Source organism: Microbacterium sp. USHLN186 (genome assembly GCF_037145155.1).
Lineage (GTDB): Bacteria > Actinomycetota > Actinomycetes > Actinomycetales > Microbacteriaceae > Microbacterium.
On sequence record NZ_JBBCYA010000004.1, the window covers coordinates 176567 to 199022 of the forward strand.

Genomic DNA, 22456 nt, shown 5'->3' on the forward strand with positions numbered 1-22456 from the left:
AATCGCGGATTCCCTGCATCTAGGCTGAGAATCGTGCCCTCCTCCCCTGTGACCGACGCCGTCGCGCAGCGACTGGACCGCTTCCTGAACGAGATCCGCTGTTCGGCCGAGGAGTACGGCCCCGATGCGACGCTGTTCCTCGACGCGGCGGCCGCGACGCTGATCGGCGGCAAGCGGCTGCGAGCGCGCTTCGCCCACGCCGGCTGGCTCGCCGCGGCCGGCGACGCACGTTCTGTCGACGAGGCCCTGTGGGGCCTGGGTGCGGCGCTGGAGGTCTTCCAATCCGCCGCGCTCGTGCACGACGACCTGATCGACAACTCCGATACCCGCCGCGGCCGACCCGCGTCGCACCGCGCTCTGGAGTCCGCGCACCGCGACGCGGGCTGGCACGGCGACTCGGCGGCGTTCGGACGCTCCTCCGCGGTGCTGCTCGGCGATCTGCTCGTCGCGTGGAGCGACGACCTGCTCGAGCAGTCCCTCGTCGGACACCCGCACGCCGACTCGACTCGAGCCGAGTACGCCCGGATGCGACGCGATGTGACGATCGGGCAGATGCTCGACATCACCGAGGAGTCCGCCTGGGTGGTGCAGCCGCCCGAATCGCTGCTCGAGCGCGCGCTGCGGGTCGCCGCGCTGAAATCGGCGCGCTACAGCGTGCAGCAGCCGATCCTCCTGGGCGCCACCCTCGCCGGAGCGGATGCCGGTCTGCTGGCGGCGCTGCGCGCATTCGGTCATCCGGTGGGGATGGCGTTCCAGCTGCGCGACGACATGCTCGGCGTCTTCGGCGATCCCGCGGTCACCGGCAAGCCCGCGGGCGACGACATCCGCGAAGGCAAGCGCACGGCGCTGATCGCGCTCGCGCGCGCGGAACTGTCCGACGCCGACCGCGCCGCTCTCGACGGCGCGATGGGCGATCCGCAGCTCAGCGACACGGATGCCACCGCCGCACAGCGCCTCATCCTCGGCACGTCGGCGCCGGCGCGCATCGAGCACATGATCGCGCAGTACACCGATGCCGCCGCCGCGGCGCTCGCGGACGCCGGCCTGCCGGCAGGCGCCGAGGGTGCGCTGCGCGCACTCGCCGAGGCCGCCATCACGCGTTCGGCCTGAGCGAGCGGTCAGGCCAGCGTGCGGGCGACCCGGCGCACCTCGCTCTTGTGGCCGGCGAGCAGCGCCGCGATCGGCGTGCGGCCGAGCGTCTCCTCCTCGCTGAGCAGCCAGTCGATGATCTCGTCATCCGAGAAGGCGGCGTCCTGCAGCGCCATGATGGTGCCGCGCAGCGACGGCAGCGGCCGGGCATCGTCGATGAACACCGCGGGCACGGCGAACACACCCGAGCGGCGCGAGCCGATCAGGTAGTGCTCGTCGAGCAGGCGGCGCACACGGCCGGGGGTCTCGTCGAGCGCCTCAGCCAGCTCGGGGATCGTCAACCAGGCGGAGGAAGCAGCAGCGTTCTCGGACACCCCTCCACTATCTCATCCGGCGCCGAGCCGACCGGCGCATCCTGATCGACGCACCGTGGCATCCCGTCACTCCCGCCCCATTGGTTGACTTCAGTGCACACGCGTGCCAGCGTTCTCTATGGGCGCGCAGCGTGTCGTGCCTCCCCCCATCCGGCTGCGGCGAAAAGGACGACTATGAGCATCGGCATCCATCGCACCGCTGCGGTGCGCATCAGCGCACCCGCCGCGGTGGTCGGCACTCTGGCCGCCGTCCTCACCGCAGCACCCGCCGAGGCCGCCCCGGTCGCGACGCGCACGCCGACCCACCCGCGCCCGCACGCCGTGCCGCCGGCGCCCGCCACGAGCACGCCCGTCCTCGTGCCGCTCGCCGCGAAGGGCCCACGGATGCACACGGTCCGCCCCGGCGACAGCGTCTGGTCGATCGCCGCCGCCCAGCGCCTGTCCACCGCCGATCTGCTCGCCTGGAACGGGCTGAACTGGCGGTCGGTGATCTACCCCGGTCAGCAGCTGCGCCTCGGGCCGGCCGGCGCAGCGCCGGCCGCTCCCGCTGCGCACAGCAGCGCACCGCGCCCGGCCGCCGCCACCAGCCACACCGTCGTGCGCGGGGACACCGTCTACGCGATCGCGAAGCGGTACCGCACCACGGTCTCGACGATCATGTCACTCAACCGCCTCGGCGCATCCGCGCTGATCCGTCCGGGGCAGGTCCTGCAGATCGCCGCGCCGGCCGGCACGGCGTCCGCCCCTGCCGCGACCGCGCCCCGGCCTGCCACCCCCGCCACGCCCTCCGCCACCGCACGGCCCGCCGCGCACACCGTGGTCGCCGGCGACACGCTGTACGGCATCGCCGGGCGCTACGGCCTGACCGTCGCCGCGCTGCTGCAGGCCAACGGCCTCACCACCGGCAGCATCATCTACCCGGGGCAGTCGCTGCGACTCGCTTCCGCCGATCCGAGTCAGCGCTGGGCGACCCTCGATGCGACGCAGAAGGCGCACGCCGTGCGGATCATCCGCATCGGCCGCGAGCTGGGCGTGCCCGAGCGGGGCATCGCGATCGCGCTCGCGACGGCGATGGTCGAATCGTCCCTGCGCAACCTCGACTACGGCGACCGCGACTCGCTGGGACTGTTCCAGCAGCGTCCCAGCCAGGGCTGGGGCACGCGGGCGCAGATCATCGACCCCGACCGCAGCACCCGCGTGTTCTACGGAGGGCCGAACAACCCGAACGGGCGCGCCACCCGCGGCCTGCTGGACATCCGCGGATGGCAGAGCATGGCGTTCACCACTGCCGCACAGGCCGTGCAGATCTCCGCCTTCCCGGAGCGCTACGGACAGTGGGAGCAGCAGGCGAACCGCTGGCTCGCCACGCTGCGATGACACGCCCATCGTCACCGGATCGAAACCCGCTCATGGTGCGCCGCTGCGGTTCGCGCGGCTCACTTCTTCATAGACTCGACCTGTGAGCATCCCGCAGGCCGACCCCCTCATCGGGCGGCTTGTCGACGGTCGCTACCGGGTCCGCGCCCGCATAGCGCGCGGCGGCATGGCGACCGTGTACGTCGCGACCGACATGCGCCTGGAGCGGCGCATCGCGCTGAAGGTCATGCACGCGCACCTCAGCGACGACTCCGCCTTCCAGAGCCGGTTCATCCAGGAAGCGCGCGCTGCCGCCCGCCTCGCCGACCCGCACGTCGTCAACGTCTTCGACCAGGGTCAGGACGGCGAGCTGGCGTACCTGGTCATGGAGTACCTGCCCGGCATCACGCTGCGCGAGCTGATGCGCGAGCAGAAGCGGCTCACCATCACGCAGACCATCACGATCATGGACGCGATCCTCTCTGGTCTCTCGGCAGCGCACGCCGCGGGGATCGTGCACCGCGACGTCAAACCCGAGAACGTGCTGCTCGCCGAGGACGGCCGCATCAAGATCGGCGACTTCGGCCTGGCCCGTGCGACGACCGCGAACACCGCCACCGGCGCGCACCTGCTCGGCACCATCGCGTATCTCGCCCCCGAGTTGGTCACCCGCGGCACGGCCGACGCCCGCAGCGACATCTATGCTCTGGGCATCATGCTGTACGAGATGCTCGTCGGCGAGCAGCCGTACCAGGGCGAGCAGCCGATGCAGATCGCCTTCCAGCACGCCACCGAGCAGGTCCCCCGGCCCAGCGTGCGCAATCCTGCCGTGCCGGAGCAGCTCGACGAGCTCGTGCTCTGGGCGACCGAGAAGTCTCCCGACGAGCGTCCGCTGGACGCGAGGGCGATGCTCGAGCGGCTGCGCGAGATCGAGCGCGAGATCGGCGTCGCCCCGGTCACCACGCGCACGGAGTCGACGACGCGCAGCTACGACTCCGGATCGGTCACCAAGGTGCTCGCCGGCACGGCCGTGCTGCCGGATGCCGCTGCCGACGACGAGTCGGACGGCGCCGACAACGCCACGCGGCTGCGCAGGCGCACCGCGCGTCGCCGCTCCCGGGGCGTCGTGCTGCTGGTGCTCGTGCTGCTGCTGGCTGTCCTCGCCGGCGGGGTGGGCTGGTGGTTCGGCTCCGGACCGGGCTCGCTGATCCCGGTGCCCGCGGTGGCGGGGAAGACCTACGAGGCCGGCGCTGCCGCCGTCACGGCGGAGGGGCTCGTGCCGAAGAAGCAGGAGCGGTCGTCGATCGACGTCGACGCCGGCCTGATCATCGAATCCGCACCCGGTGCGGGCGAGCGCGTCGAGAAGGACAGCACCGTCTCGCTGATCGTCTCCACCGGACCCGCCGAGCACGCCCTCCCCGCGTTGCGGGGCCAGAGCGCCGACGAGGTGCGCGAGATCCTCCGCGCGAACGGCGTGAAGACCGCCGACGAGGTCGAGGAGTACTTCGACGCGCTCGAGAAGGGACTCGTCATCAACGTGCGCATCACGCCGCGCGCGGGCGGCGATGCGTATGGCTGCGCCGACGGATGCCAGGTGTTCGAGGACGACACCGCGCTGCTGCAGCTCTCGCTGGGCGCCGTGCCGGATGTCGCCGGCAAGCCGGTCGACGACGCCGTCCGCACGCTCGAGGAGGCGGGGCTGAAGGTGTCCGGCGACCGTCCCGAGGAGTGGAGCGAATCGGTGCCCAAGGGCTCGGTGATCTCGCAGAGTGCGGAGCGTCCGGACGGCGGTGCGTGGCGCCCCGGCGACACCGTCACCCTCACCGTCTCGAAGGGTCCGCAGCCCCTGCCGATCCCGGATGTGAAGGGCGACACCGTGCGCGTCGCGGTCGAGAAGCTGCAGAACGCCGGCTTCAAGGTCAACGCGACGATCGAGGACGTCGAGATCCCCCTGGGCGGCAAGTACTGGGACATCTACAGCGTGTGCGGCTACGATCCCACCGGCAGCGCCGCGCGCGGCACCACCATCACTCTCACTCCCGGAATCTTCTGCCGGGACTGAACGCCAGCGGCCGCCCGGGGGAGCCGGACGGCCGCTGCGCTGCTGAGCGGTTCAGCGCTTCTCGAGCTCCTCGGCGACAAGGAACGCGAGCTCCAGGCTCTGCATGTGGTTCAGGCGCGGGTCGCACAGGCTCTCGTAGCGAGTGGCGAGACCGGCTTCGTCGATCTGCTCGGATCCGCCCAGGCACTCGGTGACGTCATCACCGGTCAGCTCGACGTGGATGCCGCCGGGGAACGTGCCGGCACCGCGGTGCGCTGCGAAGAAGCCGCGCACCTCGTCGACCACGTCGTCGAAACGCCGGGTCTTGTACCCGCTGGGCGTCGTGATGCCGTTGCCGTGCATGGGGTCGGTGACCCACAGCGGGGTGGCGCCGGAGTCCTTCACCGCTTCGAGCAGCGGAGGCAGCGCGTCGCGGATCTTCTCCGCCCCCATGCGGGTGATGAACGTCAGGCGTCCGGGCTCGCGGTGCGGGTCGAGCTTGTCGATCAGCGCGAGTGCCGTCTCGGGCGTGGTGGTCGGGCCGAGTTTGACGCCGATCGGGTTGCGGATGCGCGAGAAGTAGTCGACGTGTGCGCCGTCGAGCTCGCGGGTGCGCTCGCCGATCCAGAGGAAGTGTGCCGAGGTGTTGTAGGGCGTCTCGGTGCGCGAGTCGATGCGCGTCATCGGCCGCTCGTAGTCCATGAGCAGGCCCTCGTGACCGGTGAAGAACTCCACGCGCTTGAGCTCCTCGAAGTCCGCGCCGGCGGCCTCCATGAACTTGATCGCGCGGTCGATCTCGGCCGCCATCCGCTCGTAGCGCTGATTGGCCGGGTTCTGCGCGAAGCCCTTGTTCCACGAGTGCACCTCGCGCAGGTCGGCGAACCCGCCCTGCGTGAACGCGCGGATGAGGTTCAGCGTCGACGCCGCGGTGTGGTACCCCTGCAGCAGCCGGCCGGGGTCGGCCTGGCGGGACTTCTCGGTGAAGTCGTAGCCGTTGACGATGTCACCGCGGTACGCCGGCAGGGTGACGTCGCCCCGGGTCTCGGTGTCGCTGGAGCGCGGCTTGGCGAACTGCCCGGCCATGCGGCCCATCTTCACGACCGGCATCGAGGCGCCGTAGGTGAGCACCACGGCCATCTGCAGCACGGTCTTGATGCGGTTGCGGATCTGATCGGCCGTGGCCGCGGCGAAGGTCTCGGCGCAGTCGCCGCCCTGCAGCAGGAAGGCGTTGCCGGATGCCGCCCGCGCGAGGCGTGCGCGCAGGTTGTCGACCTCACCGGCGAACACGAGCGGCGGCAGCGCCGCGATCTGGCTCGACACCTCCGCAGTGCGCTCGGCATCCGGCCACTGCGGCTGCTGCTTGATGGGAAGGGATCGCCACGCGTCGAGGTCAGGGTGCGAGGGGGAGAGCATCCCCCCAGCTTAGTGTTCGCGCATGGCCCCGCCGGCCCTGTGACGGCGGCGATCAGGGACGCCCGGGCGCACCCGGTGGCAGCCGATCCTTCACGGTGGAGGCGTACACGTCGTCGTAGCGCTGGGCGCCCAGACGCTGCAGCGCGATCATGATCTCGTCGGTGACCGCCCGCAGGATGTAGCGGTCGTTCTCCATGCCCTCGTACCGCGAGAAGTCCAGCGGCTCGCCGATCAGCACGCCCACGCGCATCACCCGCGGGATGCGCTGACCGATCGGCATGGCGGTGTCGGTGTCGACCATCACCACGGGGATCACCGGCACCTTCGCCTCGAGCGCCATGCGGGCGATTCCGGTGCGCCCCCGGTAGAGGCGGCCGTCGGGGCTGCGTGTGCCCTCGGGATAGATGCCGAGGAGGTCGCCGCGGCCGAGGATCTGCAGGCCGGTGTTCAGCGAGGCCTCCGAGGCCTTGCCGCCGGAGCGATCGATGGGGATCTGGCCGGTGCCCTTCATGAACAGTCGGGTGGCCCACCCCTTGAGCCCGCGCCCGGTGAAGTAGTCGCTCTTGGCGAGGAACGACATCGGCCGGTCGATCAGCAGCGGCAGGAAGATGGAGTCGGCGAAGGAGAGATGATTGCTCGCCAGGATGGCCGCGCCGCTGGTGGGGACGTTGTCGCGCCCCACGATCCAGGGTCGGAAGATCGCTTTGACCAGCGGACCGATCGCGATGTACTTCATCAGCCAGTAGAACATCGATCGCAGTCTAGCGCCGCGACCACCGCGGCGACCCAGTTTCACTATCCGTGCGACTGAATCCCATGGCATAGACTCGGGAGATACCCGCTCAACCGGTACCGAAGGAGCTGCCGTGGCCCAGTTCGAAGTCCCCGCAATCGTCCCCGCAGACCCGGAGGGGAACGTCAGCGACCTGCTCGTGGAGCGGGTGCGGAAGACCCCGGATCTCGCCCTGTTCAGCGTGCCCGAAGGCAGCGGATGGCGCGACGTGTCTGCGCGGGACTTCGAGACCGCGGTCATCGCCCTGGCCAAGGGTCTCGTGGCGGCCGGCATCCAGCCCGGCGAGAAGGTCGGGTTCATCGCCCGCACGACGTACGAGTGGACGCTGATCGACTTCGCGCTGTTCTATGCCGGCGCCGTGATGGTGCCGATCTACGAGACCAGCTCCCCCGCGCAGATCCAGTGGATCATGGAGGACTCCGGTGGCACGGCGCTCATCGTCGAGTCGGCGGAGCACTACACCCGCGCCGACGAGGTGCGCAGCGAACTGCCGCTGGTGCGGCAGATCTGGCAGCTGCACCTCGGCGCGATCGACACCCTCACCGCCCAGGGAGCGGAGGTGACGGATGCCGAGATCGAGCGCCGGCGCAGCATCGCGATCGGCTCCGATATCGCCACCCTCATCTACACCTCCGGCTCGACCGGTCGCCCCAAGGGGTGCGTGCTCACGCACAGCAACTTCGTCGAGCTCTCGCGCAACTCCGCGAAGGCCCTCGACGAGGTCGTCTCGGCGCCCGGTGCGTCCACGCTGCTGTTCATCACCACCGCGCATGTGTTCGCGCGCTTCATCTCCATCCTCGCCGTGCACTCCGGGGTGCGCACCGGGCACCAGCCCGACACGAAGCAGCTGCTGCCCGCGCTGGGGTCGTTCAAGCCGACCTTCCTGCTCGCCGTGCCGCGCGTGTTCGAGAAGGTGTACAACTCCGCCGAGCAGAAGGCCGAGGCCGGAGGCAAGGGCAAGATCTTCCGTGCCGCCGCCGCCGCCGCGATCGAGCACTCGACGCTGCTCGAGGAGGGCAAGCCGGTCCCGTTCGGTCTGCGCCTGAAGTTCGCGCTGTTCGACAAGCTCGTCTACGCCAAGCTCCGCGAGGCGATGGGCGGGAACGTCTCGTACGCCGTGTCGGGTTCGGCGCCGCTCGGCGCGCGGCTCGGGCACTTCTTCCACAGCCTGGGCGTGGTGATCCTCGAGGGCTACGGCCTGACCGAGACCACCGCACCGGCGACGGTGAACCTCGCGCACAAGTCCAAGATCGGCACCGTGGGTCCCGCGCTGCCCGGGGTCGGGGTGCGTCTCGCCGAGGACGGCGAGATCGAGGTGCGCGGCATCAACGTGTTCAAGGAGTACTGGAACAACCCCGATGCGACGGCCGCCGCCTTCGACGACGGCTGGTTCCGCACCGGCGACCTCGGCAGCTTCGACGCCGAGGGCTTCTTGACCATCACCGGCCGCAAGAAGGAGATCATCGTCACCGCGGGCGGCAAGAACGTCGCACCAGCGGCGCTCGAGGATCCCATCCGCTCGAACCCGATCGTCGGCCAGGTGGTCGTGGTGGGCGATCAGCGTCCGTTCATCTCCGCGCTGATCACCCTCGACACCGAGATGCTGCCCACCTGGCTCGCCAACAACGGCCTGCCTGCCGACATGTCGCTGAGCGAGGCGAGCCGCAACCCGGCCGTGCGTGAGGAGGTGCAGCGCGCGATCGACCGCGCGAACAAGTCCGTCTCGCGTGCTGAGTCGATCCGCAAGTTCACGATCCTGCCCGTGGAGTGGACCGAGGCGAGCGGGCACCTGACCCCGAAGATGTCGATCAAGCGCAACGTGATCCTCGACGACTTCGCCGACGCGGTGTCCGAGATCTACGACGCGCCGGTGCAGACCACGACCACGCCGCTGGGCTGACGCGTCAAGGCCGGATCAACGCGGCTTCGCCGCATTGATCCGGTCCGTGTCAAAACCAGTCGCTCTCGCGCACCTGGCGCATCGCGAGCTTGCGCGTCTCGCCCTCGAGACGGCTGAGGTACACCCGCCCGTCGAGGTGATCGGTCTCGTGCTGCAGGGCCTGCGCGAGCAGCCCCTCCCCCTCGAGCACGACCGGGCGGCCGTCGAGGTCGATGCCCTCCACGCGCGCCCAGGGGTGGCGAGGGGTGTCGTGCCAGAGGCCCGGCACCGACAGGCAGCCCTCGCCGGTGGGCACCGGCTCGCCGCGCACCTCGGTGAGCACGGGGTTGATCACGTAGCCGATGTCGCCGTCGATGTTGTAGCTGAACGCGCGCACCGCGAAGCCGATCTGGTTCGCGGCCACGCCGGCCCGGCCGGGCAGCTCGACGGTGTCGACGAGGTCGGCGATCAGGGCGCGCACGCCGTCGTCGATCTCGTCGACGGGCGCGCAGACGGTGCGCAGCACCGGATCGCCGTACAGGCGGATCTCGCGGACGGTCATGAGGCCGCTCCGGCGCGCAGGCCCTCGATGAGGGTCGCGGCGATCTCGCGGGCGGCGCGGCGTGTGGCCGGCTGCAGGCGGGCGAAGTCGATCGGGCCGCCGCCGGCGATCTGCGGGTCGTACGGGATGCGCAGCACGTGCCGGGCACGCGTGGAGAAATGCGCCTCCAGCTCGCTCAGCCGCACGAGCGGCGCGCCGGGTGCGGCCTGGTCGAGCACGACGATCGCCTCGCGGGCCAGGGCGGCGTAGCCGTTGCTCTCCAGCCAGGTGAGCGTCTCGGATGCCAGCCGCGCCTCGTCGACGCTGAGGCCCGAGACGATGATGATCTGATCGGCCAGGTCGAGTGTGGCGCCCATCACGGAGTGCACGATGCCGGTGCCGGAGTCGGTGAGCACGAGCGAGTAGTACTGGGCGGCGACGGTGGCGACGTCACGGTAGTCGCCGTCGCCGAAGGCCTCGGAGACCCGCGGGTCGGCATCCGAGGCCAGCACGTCGAGCCGAGTCTCGTCACGGCCGACCAGCGCCGAGAGGTCGTGGAAGCCGCGGATGTCGTGCTGCGCGCGCACCAGGTCTCGCACTGAACGGGAATGCCCGCCGACGACGCGCTCGGCGAGTGTGCCGCGGTCGGGGTTCGCGTCCACGGCGATCACGCGGTCCTCGCGGGCGTCGGCCAGGGCCATCCCCAGCAGCGCGGTGACCGTCGTCTTGCCGACGCCGCCCTTGCGCGAGAGCACCGGCACGAAGCGCGCGCTGCCGGCCAGCGGCGCGGCGATGCGCGCGGTGAGCTGCTTGCGCTCGCGGGCATGGCGGCTGTCGCCGACGTTGATGCGCCCACCGGTGAGGGAGTACAGCAGGTGGCTCCAGGTTCCCTCGGGTTCGGGCCGGCCGATGCGGGCGGGGTCGAGCAGTCGATCAGGGGTGAGCAGGTCGGCGCTCTCGCTGCCGGCGACGACGTCGAGGTCATCGAAGCGCTTCGCGCTGAGCTCGACCTCCGCCGGTGCCGGCTCGGTGGAGCGCGGAGCGGTCGCCGGGGATGCCGGACCGCCCGCGTCGACGAGCGGTGCGGCGGCAGTGCCGGTGCGGTCGGCGTCCGTCGGATCCTCGTCCGTCGGATCCTCGTCGCCGGTGTCCTCGTCCGCCAGGACCTCGACGAGCGGGTCCTCCTCGGCGACGACCTCCTCGGTCATGCTGTCGGCAGACTCGTCCTCTCCGTTGAAGACCGCGTCGGCGGGGTCCACATCCTCGTCCTCGTCGTCCTCGTACTCGTCGGCGACATCGTCGTCCTCGTACTCGTCGGCGTAGGCGACGTACTCGTCCTCGTCCTCGGCGACGTCCTCGTCCGCCGTGTCCTCGTGAGCCTCGTCCTCGACGACCTCCACCACGAGCTCCGCACCGGTCGCCGCATCCTCGCTCTCGCTCGCGGATGCCGCGGGCAGGTCCTCGGCGGGCAGCTCGATGATCACATCGGGCGCGTCCTGCTGCATGCGCGCGATGACCTCGGCATCGGCGACCGAGGAGGTGTCGATGACGAGATCCGAGACGACCTCGGCGGCCACGGCGTCGTCGACGAGCTCGTCGTCGACCACCTCGTCGTCGCTCTCGTCGTCCTGGCCGCCGGTGGGCAGCACGACATCCACGTGTGCGGTACCGCCTATCAGACCGATCCCGGTGGTGTCCGACGAGGGCGTCTCATCGAGCACGCCCAGGTCGTCGTCCTCGGGATCGACGGGGTTCTTCGGGTTCACTGTTCACTCCCAGGTCAGGCGCAGTGGGCGCCCGGACAAGGTTAGTGCGCGGTGCTGACCACGACCAAAAGATCTCCGGCGTCCACCTGCTGCGCCGATCCCACCGCGAGACGTGTCACCACCCCCGCCACCGGAGTCGTGATCGCGGCTTCCATCTTCATCGCCTCGATGGAGGCGACCGGATCACCGGCGCGCACCTCGGCGCCCTCCTGCACCTTCAGCGTGACCGCACCCGAGAACGGGGCGGCGATCTGTCCGGGCCGCGACGTGTCGGCCTTCTCCGCCTCACGCACGTCCACCTCGACCGAGCGGTCGCGCACCGAGACCGGCCGCAGCTGCCCGTTCAGGGTCGTCATGACGGTGCGCATTCCCTTGGCATCCGGCTCGCCGACCGCCTCGAGTCCGACGTACAGCCGCACTCCGCGCTCGATGTCGACGGCGTGCTCGGCGCCGGGCACCAGCCCGTAGAGGTAGTCCGCGGTGTCCAGCGCCGACAGGTCACCGTACTCCTCGCGATTCTGCAAGAACGTCTTCGTGGGCCCGGGGAACAGCAGCTCGTTGAGCATCCCGCGCCGCTGAGCCGAGTCGCCCTGCAGCCCGTCGCGCTGCGCGTCGGTGAGCGGGGTGATCCCGCCCTTGACCGGCCGTCCGGCGAGCACCCTGCTGCGGAACGGCTCGGGCCAGCCGCCGGGCAGATCCCCGAGCTCACCGGCCATGAACCCGATCACCGAGTCGGGGATGTCGTACTTCTCCGGATGCGCCTCGAAGTCCGCCGGGTCGGCTTTCACCGCTGCGAGGTGCAGCGCGAGATCGCCCACGACCTTCGACGACGGGGTCACCTTCGGCACCCGCCCGAGGATGCGGTTCGCCGCGGCGTACATGTCCTCGATCAGCTCGAAGTCGTCGGCGAGGCCGAGCGCGATCGCCTGCTGACGCAGGTTCGACAGCTGTCCCCCGGGGATCTCGTGGTGGTAGACGCGACCGGTGGGACCGGGCAGACCCGACTCGAACGGCCGGTACATGTGCCGGGTGGCCTCCCAGTACGGCTCGAGGTCGGCCGCGGCCTGCAGATCGATGCCGGTGTCACGTTCGGTGTGCGCGAGCGCGGCGACGAGCGCCGACAGCGAGGGCTGGCTCGTGGTTCCCGACATCGGGGCGGATGCCGCATCGACCGCGTCCGCTCCGGCATCCGCCGCGGCGAGCAGGGTCGCCAGCTGACCGCCGGCAGTGTCGTGGGTGTGCACGTGCACCCGCTGATCGAAGCGCTCGCGCAGTGCGCGCACGAGCGTGGCCGCGGCGGCCGGTCGCAGCAGTCCCGCCATGTCCTTGATGCCGATCACGTGCGCGCCCGCCTCGACGATCTGCTCCGCCAGGCGCAGATAGTAGTCCAGCGTGTACAGATCCTCACTCGGGTTCAGCAGATCCCCTGTGTAGCAGAGCGCCGCCTCGGCCACCGCGGTGCCCGTCTCGAGCACCGCATCGATCGCGGGACGCATCTGCGTGACGTCGTTGAGCGCGTCGAAGATGCGGAAGATGTCCACGCCGGTCGCGGCCGCCTCGTGCACGAACGCGTCGGTCACCGCGGTGGGATACGGGGTGTAGCCGACCGTGTTGCGTCCACGCAGCAGCATCTGGATCGCGATGTTCGGCAGCGCCTCGCGCAGCGCCGCGAGCCGCTCCCACGGATCCTCGCCGAGGAAACGCAGCGCCACGTCGTAGGTCGCCCCGCCCCACGCCTCGACCGAGAGCAGCTGCGGAGTGAGCCGGGCCACGTGCGGGGCGACCGCGACGAGATCGCGGGTGCGCACCCGGGTGGCCAGCAGCGACTGGTGCGCGTCGCGGAAAGTCGTCTCGGTGACCGCGAGCGGCGTCTGGGCGCGCAGCGCGGCCGCGAATCCCGTGGGGCCCAGGCGGCGCAGCGCGTCGCGTGAACCGGACGGCGGTGGGCTCTGCAGATCGATCGGCGGCAGCTTGTGCGCCGGCGGGAGGGCGAGCGGGCTGTCGCCGTTGGGCTTGTTGACCGTCACGTCGACGAGCCAGCTGAGGATCTTCGAGCCGCGGTCCTTCGACACCCGCCCGCGCAGCAGCTCGGGTCGCTCGTCGATGAAAGAGGTCGACAGGTCGCCGGCGGCGAAGGCGGGGTCGTCGAGCACCGCCTGCAGGAACGGGATGTTCGTCGAGACGCCGCGGATGCGGAACTCGGCCAGCGCGCGCCGCGCCCGCGACACCGCGGTGTCGAACGTGCGGCCGCGGCAGGTGAGCTTCGAGAGCATCGAGTCGAAGTAGGGGCTGATCTGCGCGCCGGCCGCCGTCGTCCCGCCGTCCAGACGGATGCCGGCGCCGCCGGGCGAGCGGTAGGTGGTGATCTTGCCGGTGTCCGGCCGGAAACCCTGCGCGGGATCCTCGGTCGTGATGCGGCACTGCAGTGCTGCGCCGCGCAGCTGGATGTCGTGCTGCTCGAGCCGCAGCTCGGTGAGCGTAGCGCCGTCGGCGATGCGCATCTGGGCGCGCACGAGGTCGACGTCGGTGACCTCCTCGGTGACGGTGTGCTCGACCTGGATGCGCGGGTTCATCTCGATGAAGACGATCTCGCCCGCGCGCGGGCCGGCCGTCTCCAGCAGGAACTCGACGGTGCCGGCGTTCTGGTAGCCGATCGACTCGGCGAAGGCGATGGCGTGCCGGTGCAGCGCGGTACGCGTGGTGTCGTCGAGATTGGGGGCCGGCGCGATCTCGATGACCTTCTGGTGCCGGCGCTGCACCGAGCAGTCCCGCTCGAACAGATGCACGGTGTGCCCGTGCGCGTCGGCGAGGATCTGCACTTCGATGTGGCGCGGACGCAGCACGGCCTGCTCGAGGAACATCCGGGGGTCGCCGAACGCGGCGCCGGCTTCGCGCATGGCCTCGGCCAGCGCGGGCGCCAGCTCCTCTGCATGCTCCACGCGCCGCATGCCCCGCCCGCCGCCGCCGGCGACGGCCTTCGCGAACAGCGGGAAGCCGATCTCCTCCGCCTGAGCGACGAGCGCCTCCACGTCGTCGGAGGCCTCGGTCGAGCGCAGCACCGGCACGCCGGCGTTCATCGCGTGCCGCTTGGCCTCGACCTTGTTCCCCGCCATCTGCAGCACGGCAGCGGGCGGGCCGATGAAGGCGATGCCGGCGGCGGCTGCCTTCTCGGCGAGCTCCGGGTTCTCGGAGAGGAATCCGTAGCCGGGGTAGATGGCGTCGGCGCCGGCCTGCTCGGCGACGGCGATGATGGCGTCCACGTCGAGGTACGCCTGCACGGGATGACCGCGCTCGCCGATCTCGTACGCCTCATCGGCCTTCAACCGGTGCAGCGATCCGCGGTCCTCCCAGGGGAACACCGCCACGGTGCGGGCACCCACCTCGTACGCTGCGCGAAACGCTCGGATCGCGATCTCACCGCGGTTGGCCACCAGGATCTTCTGGAACATGCACACCTCTGCAGAGGTCAAGCGCGCGAAGACGACGCACGCTGGGCGGGGGCTGAGTGTCTGTCCAGACTAGGGCACGGTAACGTGTAGATCGTGCACGTACTCAGCGTCAGCTCCCTCAAGGGAGGCGTCGGAAAGACGACCGTGACTCTCGGTCTCGCCTCCGCCGCCTTCGCCCGCGGCATCCGCACCCTGGTGGTCGACCTCGACCCGCAGTCGGACGTGTCCACGGGCATGGACCTCCAGATCGCCGGACGACTGAACATCGCCGACGTGCTCGGCAACCCCAAGGAGAAGATCGTCCGTCAGGCGATCACCACGAGCGGCTGGGCGAAAGTGCACCCCGGCACGATCGACGTGCTCATCGGCAGCCCGTCGGCGATCAACTTCGACGGCCCGCACCCCAGCGTGCGCGACGTATGGAAGCTCGAAGAGGCCCTCGCGACCGTCGAGGGCGAGTACGACCTCGTGCTGATCGACTGCGCCCCCTCACTGAACGCCCTCACCCGCACCGCGTGGGCCGCCAGCGACCGCGTCATGGTCGTCACCGAGCCGGGGCTGTTCTCGGTCGCCGCCGCCGACCGGGCCCTGCGCGCGATCGAGGAGATCCGCCGCGGCCTCTCCCCCCGCCTGCAGCCGCTGGGCATCGTGGTCAACCGCGTGCGTCCGCAGTCGATCGAGCACCAGTTCCGCATCAAGGAGCTGCGCGACATGTTCGGTCCGCTCGTGCTCTCGCCGCAGCTGCCCGAGCGCACCTCCCTGCAGCAGGCCCAGGGCGCAGCCAAGCCGCTGCACATCTGGCCGGGCGACTCCGCGCAGGAGCTCGCGGCCGACTTCGATCTGCTGCTGGACCGCGTCATCCGCACCGGTCGCGTGCCCGTGCCCGAGAGCGGCGCCGCGGTCTGACCCGCAGCCCTCTGATACGCCGGAAGCCGCCCCTCGGGGCGGCTTCTCTCACATATCGAGTGATCAGGCGGTTCGCTGGGAGCGGCGCGCTGCCAGCTCGTCGACGGGGTCGGGCAGGGTCGGGTCGAACTCGACCAGCGTCGACTCCACCTCGCGCAGCACCTTGCCCACGGCGATGCCGAAGACGCCCTGTCCGCGGCTGACGAGGTCGATGACCTCGTCGTTCGAGGTGCACAGGTACACCGACGCGCCGTCGCTCATCAGCGTGGTGCCGGCGAGGTCGCGGATGCCGGCGGCGCGCAGCTGCTCGACGGCGGTGCGGATCTGCTGCAGCGAGATGCCGGTGTCGAGCAGACGCTTGACCAGCTTGAGCACGAGGATGTCGCGGAAGCCGTAGAGGCGCTGCGATCCCGAGCCGGACGCGCCGCGCACGGTGGGGACCACCAGTTCGGTGCGCGCCCAGTAGTCCAGCTGACGGTAGGTGATCCCGGCAGCGCGCGCGGCGACCGCACCGCGATAGCCGACCTCATCGTCCATCGCCGGAAGACCGTCGGTGAACAGGAGCTCGGTCACGAACCGCGGGTCGCCTGCAGGCCCATCCGCACTCATACTCTGTCCTTCCTCGACGGCTTATCCCCACGGTAGAGCAGGACCCCTGCCCCGGCAACGACATCCGCACCCCGGGGAAGGTGTGTCGCAATCCGTTCGTTACGAAATCACACGGTCCAGCGACTGGCGCACCAGCTGACGGCGCACCTCGTCGATGTGCGCGGCGAGCTCCGGCGCGAGTTCCGCGGCGCGCCCGCGCGAAGCCGCGTCGGTGCGGCGCAGCAGGGTCGACAGCGCCGACTCGATGAGGGCCGCCTCCCGCTCGGCGTTCTGGCGCATGCTGCGCAGGTGACGCGGCTCGATGCCGTGCCTGGCCAGCGTCACCAGACCCGACAGCAGCGTCGCGACGTGCTCGGGGTAGTGCTCGGCGGCGACGATGAGGCCGGCGCTGATCGCGTCGTTGAGCAGCTGCGCGGTCGCGCCGGTGCGCATCAGCAGCTCGTCGCGCCGGTGCCGGCGCGGCGGCGGGGTGATCGACGGCGGCGCGATCGCGCCCCAGCCCTCGCCCTTCGCCTCGGTCTCGTCGAGCTGCTCGCGGATCACGCTGAGCGGCAGGTAGTGGTCGCGCTGCAGGGTCAGCGCGGCGCGCAGGCGCTCGACGTCATGCGCGGAGAACTTGCGGTACCCGGACTCCGTCCGCGACGGGGTCACGATGCCCTGCACCTCGAGGAAGCGCAGCTTGCTGGAGGTGAGCTGCGGGAACTCGGGCGTGAGACGAGCCAGGACCTGACCGATGCTGAGAAGGCGCGCAGGCGCAGAGCGCTCCCGGGCGGCGGCGGCCGCCGCCATCAGTCGTTCGCCGCCGCGAGATCGATCGGTGAGGCGAAGAAGTTCATCCGGAACTTGCCGATGCGCAGTTCGTAGCCGTTGGCCAGCTCGCTGCGATCCACGCGCTCGCCGTTGACGTAGGTGCCGTTGAGCGAGCGCTGGTCGACGATCTCGAACGCGGTGGCGGAGCGGGTGATCTCGGCGTGACGGCGCGAAACGGTCACGTCGTCGAAGAAGATGTCCGCCTCGGGGTGACGTCCGACCGTGGTGACGTCGGCGTCGAGGAGGTAGCGTGCGCCGGCCAGTGCACCGGCGCGCACGAGCAGCAGCGCCGAACCGGAGGGCAGCGCCGCGATCGCCGCGGCCTCGGCCTCGGTGAGGTCGGCTCCGAAGGGCACGAAAGAGAGATCGGAGTCGTGTCCGAACGTCTGCGTCACATCGTGCCGCCGCTCGCCGCCGCTGCGGTGGATCGCGCCTCCGGCGCCGATCGTGCTGTCGTCTGTCACGGTTCTCCCTCCTCCGGCTCTCCAGACTATCTGATGCGCCCGGTGGCGCGGAGGCCGATGTACACCTCTGCCCGCACTTTTCTGTGCCGTCCCGCACCCGCGTCGGTCCGCGCGCAGGGATTAGGCTGTGGGCATGCCACACTACGATGTCGTCATCCTCGGCGCGGGCCCGGGCGGATACGTCGCCGCCGTCCGCAGCTCCCAGCTCGGTCTGTCCACCGCGATCATCGAGGAGAAGTACTGGGGCGGTGTGTGTCTGAACGTCGGATGCATCCCCTCGAAGTCCCTCCTGAAGAACGCCGAGGTGGCGCACACCTTCACCCACAAGGCCGAGTTCTTCGGCATCTCCGGGGATGTGAGCTTCGACTTCGGCGCCGCGTTCGACCGCAGCCGCAAGGTGGCCGAGACGCACGTCAAGGGCATCCACTTCCTCATGAAGAAGAACAAGGTGACCGAGTACGAGGGACACGGCACCTTCACCGGCCCGAAGGCCATCTCGGTCGCCAAGAGCGACGGCTCGACCGAGGAGATCACCTTCGACAATGTCATCATCTCCACCGGCTCGACCGTGCGCCTGCTGCCGGGTGTGCAGCTCAGCGACAACGTCGTCACGTACGAGGAGCAGATCCTCTCGCGCGAGCTGCCCGAGTCGATCGTGATCGTCGGCGCCGGCGCCATCGGCATGGAGTTCGGCTACGTGATGACGAACTACGGCGTGAAGGTCACCATCATCGAGTTCCTCGACCGCGCCCTGCCCAATGAGGACGTCGAGGTCTCGAAGGAGATCCAGCGTCAGTACAAGAAGCTCGGCATCGACATCCTCACCTCGACCGCGGTGAAGACCGTCACCGACAAGGGCTCCGAGGTCGTCGTGACCTACGAGACCCGCGACGGAAAGCCGGGCGAGATCACCGCCGGCAAGGTGCTCATATCGGTCGGCTTCGCTCCGCGCACCGAGGGCTTCGGTCTGGAGAACACCGGTGTGAAGCTCACCGAGCGCGGCGCGATCGACATCGACGACCACATGCGCACCAACGTCGAGGGCGTCTACGCGATCGGCGACGTCACCGCGAAGCTGCAGCTGGCTCACGTGGCCGAGGCGCAGGCCGTCGTCGCCGCCGAGACCATCGGCAAGGCCGAGACCATGACGCTGGGCGACTACCGCATGATGCCGCGCGCCACGTTCTGCCAGCCGCAGGTGGCCAGCTTCGGCCTCACCGAGGAGCAGGCGAAGGCCGAGGGCCGCGAGATCAAGGTCGCGAAGTTCCCGTTCAGCGCGAACGGCAAGGCCAACGGCCTGGGCGAGCCGGTCGGCTTCGTCAAGCTGATCGCCGACGCCGAGCACCTCGAGCTCATCGGCGGCCACCTCATCGGACCGGACGTATCCGAGCTGCTGCCCGAGCTCACCCTCGCGCAGAAGTGGGACCTCACCGCGCTCGAGGCCGCACGCAACGTGCACACCCACCCGACCCTGTCGGAGGCCCTGCAGGAGGCCTTCCACGGTCTCGCCGGTCACATGATCAACATGTGACATCCCGTCTCGTGAAGGAGGCCCGGTCCGTTCGGACCGGGCCTTCTTGCGCATCCGGTGCCGCGCTCAGACCAGGTGCCCGGCGTGCACGAGCAGCAGACGCGCGGGGAAGCGCCGCTGGACCCGCCACTGCGGTGGCGCCACGGCCGCCAGCTCGGCGGCGGTGTACGAGCGGCGGATGCTGAGCAGCCCGTCCTCACGGATGAACGATCTGCGCAGCAGAGTGCCGGCGATCGGCCAGGTGAGCGCGTCGTAGAGCGCGTAGGCCGTGCGGCTGCGGGCGATGTCGCTGTGCACTGCGATGCCGCCGAGAGCGGTGAGCTGCGCGGAGTCGTCGAGCAGGCCCGTCAGCTGCGCGGCGCTGAGATGGTGCAGCACATGATTTGAGAGGACGACGTCGAACTGCTCCCCCTCGGCGACGAGGTCGGAGCTCGACGCGCAACGCCACTGCACGAGACCGTCGGCATCGGCATCCGAGGCCCAGCGCACCGCGCGCGGGTCGATGTCGGCGCCGACCACCTCGGCGCGGATGCCGTCTCTGCGCAGCCCGCGGGCCACGTACCGGGCGATATCCCCGCCGCCGCAGCCGATGTCGAGCACGCGGATCCAGCCGTGCCGCGCGCGCGGGTCGATCTCCCGGCTGTGCACGCCCCTGCGCCCCGACAGGATCGCGTTCAGGTAGGTGAAGCGCGCGTAGGTGCGCGCGAGCATCTCCGGGTCGGCGTCGTCGGCATCCATCCGCTCGGGCAGATCGACGGCGCGCCGGCTCAGATCAACCCGCATCGCCGCTCCCCGCGACGGTCAGCAGCGCGCTCTCGGCGGTGAGGCCCGGTCCGAACGCCATGGCGGCGACGCGCTCCCCCGCCCGGGCGCCCTCGTGCTCGAGGATGCGCTTGAGCACGAACAGCACCGTCGCGCTGGACATGTTGCCGCAGGTGCGCAGCACCTCCCGCGCCGGGTGCAGCTGACGGTCGGTGAGACCCAGCCGCTCCTGCACGCGGTCGAGGATGCTGCGCCCGCCGGGGTGGATCGCCCAGTGCTGCACGATCTCGGCCAGGGGCCGGCTCGGCCGCGACTGCGCCACCTCGGCGTCGCCGGACCACAGTCCGTCCAGCCCTGCCTCGATGTTCTCGCCGATCAGCTGCGGCACGCGCGTGGAGAGCACCATCTCGAAGCCCGAGTCGCCGATGGTCCACGCCATGGCCTGCTCGCCCTGCGGGATGAGGCCGGTGTGGAAGCCGTCCAGGGTGAAGCCGGCGACGCCCGATGGGAGCTCGCGCGAGGTGACCAGCGCTGCCGCGGCGCCGTCGGCGAACAGCGAGGAGGCGATGATCGTGTCGGGGTCGTCGGAGGAGCGCAGGTGCAGCGTGCACAGCTCGACGCTCGCCACGAGCACGACCGCATCCGGATCGGCGCGGCAGAACTGTGCCGCGGCGCGCAGCGCCGGCATGGCCGCGTAGCACCCCATGAATCCCAGGTGGTAGCGCTGCACGTCCGGGGAGAGCCCCAGCGCGCGCACGATGGCGTAGTCCGGGCCCGGCGCGTGGAACCCCGTGCACGAGACGGTGACGACGTGCGTGATGTCGGATGCCGAGATGTCCGGATCCGCGTCGAGGCTGCGCTGCGCGACGCCGGTGAACAGCCGGTCGGCCTCGCGCGCGTACACATCGTTGCGCAGCCCCGTGCCGGGGGCCAGCAGCGTGCCGGCAGTGCGGTCGTAGAACTTGGGCTCGGGCACGGTGGCGGTCAGGTCGAGCTCGTCGAGCACGGTGTGCCGGGTCTGCACCCCCGCACCATCGAACGATGTCGCCACCAGCCTGCGCGCGAGCCGTGACAGGTCGGGCTGTGCGGCGAAGATGTCGCGCACGGCGCTCTGCTCGAGCGAGGTCCCGGGCACGAGGGTCTGGATCGAGCGCAGGTGCACGCTCATGTCAGTGTCCGAGCGCTCGGGCGAGTTTCGAGCCCGACGACGGCGGACGGCCACCGGCGACGTGCACGGCGCGCTCGACGGCGGCGAAGAACTGCGCGCGTCCGGCGTCATCGGCCGGTGCGGCAGGTCCCAGCTCCATCTCCCACTCGCGCCACTCGCGCCGTGTCCCGCTGCGCAGGTCGGTGGCGCGGACATGATCGTCGACGAACTCCGCGACGACCCCGTCCGCATCGCGCAGCAGGTAGGCGGTGCGGGAGTTCTCGATGCGCGCGATCGGCTGCAGGTCGGCATCCGTCCACTGCGCCACCGTCTTGAGCACGGCATCCGGGATCCGGCCGTCGTCGTCGAGCGGCCAGCCGAGTTCGAGGCGGCCGTCGCCCTGGCGCGGGCCCTTGATGTGCCAGCCCGCATCGGGACCGCCGGTGCGGCGCCGCAGCGCCACGCCCTGCCGCGCCAGCGCGGCGTCGGCGGTGTCGAGGTAGCGCGCGTCGAGTTCGCGGGCCTCGCCCTCGCTCACCGAGATCACCCCGGGCACCGCCGTCCACTCGGGCAGGGCGGTGTCGGCGTCGGCGTCGTACTTGCGCTCGACCTCGAAGGTGCGCTGCGGCTCGGCGGACGCGCCGACGGGTCCCTCGCTCTGCATGGCTGTGTGCGGCTCGACCGCGCCGGTCAGTCGGCGTCCGGACTGATGTCGTCGCCGGCCTCGACGAAGCGGAACACCGTCTCGGTCGGGCCGTCGTGCTCGCCCGTGTGCGTGGCCTCGCCATCGCGCCGGTAGGTCAGCTGGGTCTCGCTGTAGGGCAGGATCAGGGAGTCCTGGTCGTGGTCGTCGAGCGGGATGATCTGCCCGTCGAGCGGGCCGCCGTGAAGTCGTGCGATTGCCATGTGCTCACCCTAGTCCCCCTGCCGACGAGCGGTCCCCAGTCGGCGAGCTCCCGCGTCAGCCCAGGACGATCGCAAGGGCCGCGGCGAGGATCATCCACGGGCCGAACGCGATGCGGGTGCGCCGGTCGGCGCGGCCCTGCGACATCAGCACGAGCGCGTGCAGCGCACCGAGCACGAATGCCCCCGCGGCGCCGAGCACGAGGCTGCCCCAGCCGTGCCAGGCGAGCACCAGGCCGATCACCGCGGCGAGCTTCACGTCACCGCCGCCCATGCCCTGGCGCGAGGACAGATGCAGGAGCGCGTAGAAGGCGCCGAGCGCGAGGCCGCCCAGCAGCGCCCGCAGCAGACGCCCGCCGTCACCGAGCGCGAGCGCCTCGACCGCGACGAGCACGACCAGCGCGGCCAGGGTGGGCAGCACGATGCGGTTGGGCAGGCGGTGCGTGCGCGCGTCGATGACGATCAGGCCCAGTCCGACCGCCGCCAGCAGCACGTGCACGATCAGCACGGCCACGGAGTGCACGCTCATCCCGGCAGGTTAGCGAGCCGTGCTCTCGCGCGGGGCGGGCTGTGGAAAGAGCGCTTGTCCGGCATCGAAGCGGATGTCGGATGTGCGAACTACT

General features: G+C 70.7%; 20 protein-coding genes. 6 read left to right on the forward strand and 14 right to left on the reverse strand.

Translation table 11 applies throughout. The features are described from left to right. The first annotated feature begins 33 nt into the window (after positions 1 to 33). Positions 34 to 1110 carry a polyprenyl synthetase family protein gene (locus WFG93_RS10155; protein WP_336646226.1) on the forward strand — a complete coding sequence of 359 codons (1077 nt, stop codon included), beginning with the start codon at positions 34 to 36 and terminating at the stop codon, positions 1108 to 1110. Positions 1111 to 1118: 8 nt separating this feature from the next. Here the strand turns inward: WFG93_RS10155 and WFG93_RS10160 are convergent, their stop codons facing one another. Next, a complete protein-coding gene (locus WFG93_RS10160) occupies positions 1119 to 1463 on the reverse strand; it encodes an Rv2175c family DNA-binding protein (RefSeq protein WP_336646227.1) in 345 nt (114 codons plus the stop codon). Between the two features lie 174 nt (positions 1464 to 1637). Between WFG93_RS10160 and WFG93_RS10165 the strand changes: the two genes are divergently transcribed. Together WFG93_RS10165 and pknB are read left to right on the forward strand one after the other, a co-directional pair. Further along, complete coding sequence (locus WFG93_RS10165; protein ID WP_336646228.1) at positions 1638 to 2840, forward strand: muramidase family protein; 1203 nt, start codon at positions 1638 to 1640, stop codon at positions 2838 to 2840. Between the two features lie 82 nt (positions 2841 to 2922). Continuing rightward, positions 2923 to 4881: a Stk1 family PASTA domain-containing Ser/Thr kinase gene (gene pknB, locus WFG93_RS10170; RefSeq protein ID WP_336646229.1), complete on the forward strand. Its 1959-nt coding sequence runs from the start codon at positions 2923 to 2925 to the stop codon at positions 4879 to 4881. 51 nt (positions 4882 to 4932) lie between these two features. Here pknB and WFG93_RS10175 read toward each other — a convergent pair whose 3' ends face one another. Further along, positions 4933 to 6273 (reverse strand): class II 3-deoxy-7-phosphoheptulonate synthase, encoded by a 1341-nt coding sequence (locus WFG93_RS10175; RefSeq protein WP_336646230.1) that lies wholly within the window; start codon positions 6271 to 6273, stop codon positions 4933 to 4935. A gap of 52 nt (positions 6274 to 6325) precedes the next feature. Next, entirely contained in the window at positions 6326 to 7024 is a 699-nt protein-coding gene (locus WFG93_RS10180; protein ID WP_336646231.1) for a lysophospholipid acyltransferase family protein, read from the reverse strand. A gap of 115 nt (positions 7025 to 7139) precedes the next feature. Between WFG93_RS10180 and WFG93_RS10185 the strand changes: the two genes are divergently transcribed. After that, complete coding sequence (locus WFG93_RS10185) at positions 7140 to 8966, forward strand: AMP-dependent synthetase/ligase (protein WP_336646232.1); 1827 nt, start codon at positions 7140 to 7142, stop codon at positions 8964 to 8966. Positions 8967 to 9015: 49 nt separating this feature from the next. Here the strand turns inward: WFG93_RS10185 and WFG93_RS10190 are convergent, their stop codons facing one another. Genes WFG93_RS10190 through WFG93_RS10200 form a run of 3 tightly spaced genes read right to left on the reverse strand, consistent with a single transcriptional unit; the run spans position 9016 to position 14701 of the window. Next, positions 9016 to 9507, reverse strand: a complete 492-nt coding sequence (locus WFG93_RS10190; protein WP_336646233.1) for a peptide deformylase — start codon at positions 9505 to 9507, stop codon at positions 9016 to 9018. Further along, positions 9504 to 11252, reverse strand: a complete 1749-nt coding sequence (locus tag WFG93_RS10195) for a MinD/ParA family ATP-binding protein (protein WP_336646234.1) — start codon at positions 11250 to 11252, stop codon at positions 9504 to 9506. Before WFG93_RS10195 ends, WFG93_RS10190 begins: the two co-directional genes overlap by 4 nt. Before the next feature lie 41 nt (positions 11253 to 11293). Then, the gene (locus WFG93_RS10200; protein WP_336646235.1) at positions 11294 to 14701 is read right to left on the reverse strand and encodes a pyruvate carboxylase; all 3408 of its coding nucleotides are present in this window, start codon (positions 14699 to 14701) and stop codon (positions 11294 to 11296) included. Positions 14702 to 14794: 93 nt separating this feature from the next. On the opposite strand from WFG93_RS10200, the gene WFG93_RS10205 reads away from it, so the two are divergent. Then, entirely contained in the window at positions 14795 to 15607 is an 813-nt protein-coding gene (locus WFG93_RS10205; protein ID WP_336646236.1) for a ParA family protein, read from the forward strand. 63 nt (positions 15608 to 15670) lie between these two features. Here WFG93_RS10205 and WFG93_RS10210 read toward each other — a convergent pair whose 3' ends face one another. The 3 genes from WFG93_RS10210 to WFG93_RS10220 form a co-directional block, all read right to left on the reverse strand. Continuing rightward, entirely contained in the window at positions 15671 to 16216 is a 546-nt protein-coding gene (locus tag WFG93_RS10210; protein WP_336646237.1) for a MerR family transcriptional regulator, read from the reverse strand. Positions 16217 to 16315: 99 nt separating this feature from the next. Next, positions 16316 to 17005 carry a transcriptional regulator FtsR gene (ftsR, locus tag WFG93_RS10215; protein ID WP_336646238.1) on the reverse strand — a complete coding sequence of 230 codons (690 nt, stop codon included), beginning with the start codon at positions 17003 to 17005 and terminating at the stop codon, positions 16316 to 16318. Then, positions 17005 to 17472, reverse strand: coding sequence for an FHA domain-containing protein (locus tag WFG93_RS10220; protein WP_442928255.1), 468 nt, complete (start codon positions 17470 to 17472; stop codon positions 17005 to 17007). The genes ftsR and WFG93_RS10220 overlap by 1 nt, the downstream gene beginning before the upstream one ends. Positions 17473 to 17623: 151 nt before the next feature. Between WFG93_RS10220 and lpdA the strand changes: the two genes are divergently transcribed. Further along, complete coding sequence (lpdA, locus tag WFG93_RS10225; RefSeq protein WP_336646240.1) at positions 17624 to 19021, forward strand: dihydrolipoyl dehydrogenase; 1398 nt, start codon at positions 17624 to 17626, stop codon at positions 19019 to 19021. A 66-nt stretch (positions 19022 to 19087) separates the two neighbouring features. On the opposite strand, the gene WFG93_RS10230 is transcribed toward lpdA, so the two are convergent. The 5 genes from WFG93_RS10230 to WFG93_RS10250 are packed head-to-tail and all read right to left on the reverse strand — an operon-like array spanning position 19088 to position 22362. Then, positions 19088 to 19804 carry a methyltransferase domain-containing protein gene (locus WFG93_RS10230; RefSeq protein ID WP_336646241.1) on the reverse strand — a complete coding sequence of 239 codons (717 nt, stop codon included), beginning with the start codon at positions 19802 to 19804 and terminating at the stop codon, positions 19088 to 19090. Then, on the reverse strand, positions 19794 to 20951 hold the full coding sequence (locus WFG93_RS10235; protein ID WP_336646242.1) for a type III polyketide synthase: 1158 nt from the start codon (positions 20949 to 20951) through the stop codon (positions 19794 to 19796). The genes WFG93_RS10230 and WFG93_RS10235 overlap by 11 nt, the downstream gene beginning before the upstream one ends. Position 20952: 1 nt before the next feature. Next, complete coding sequence (locus tag WFG93_RS10240; protein ID WP_336646243.1) at positions 20953 to 21594, reverse strand: CYTH domain-containing protein; 642 nt, start codon at positions 21592 to 21594, stop codon at positions 20953 to 20955. Between the two features lie 26 nt (positions 21595 to 21620). Next, on the reverse strand, positions 21621 to 21836 hold the full coding sequence (locus WFG93_RS10245) for a response regulator (RefSeq protein ID WP_336646244.1): 216 nt from the start codon (positions 21834 to 21836) through the stop codon (positions 21621 to 21623). 55 nt (positions 21837 to 21891) lie between these two features. Continuing rightward, entirely contained in the window at positions 21892 to 22362 is a 471-nt protein-coding gene (locus WFG93_RS10250) for an A24 family peptidase (RefSeq protein ID WP_336646245.1), read from the reverse strand. Between the last annotated feature and the right edge of the window lie 94 nt (positions 22363 to 22456).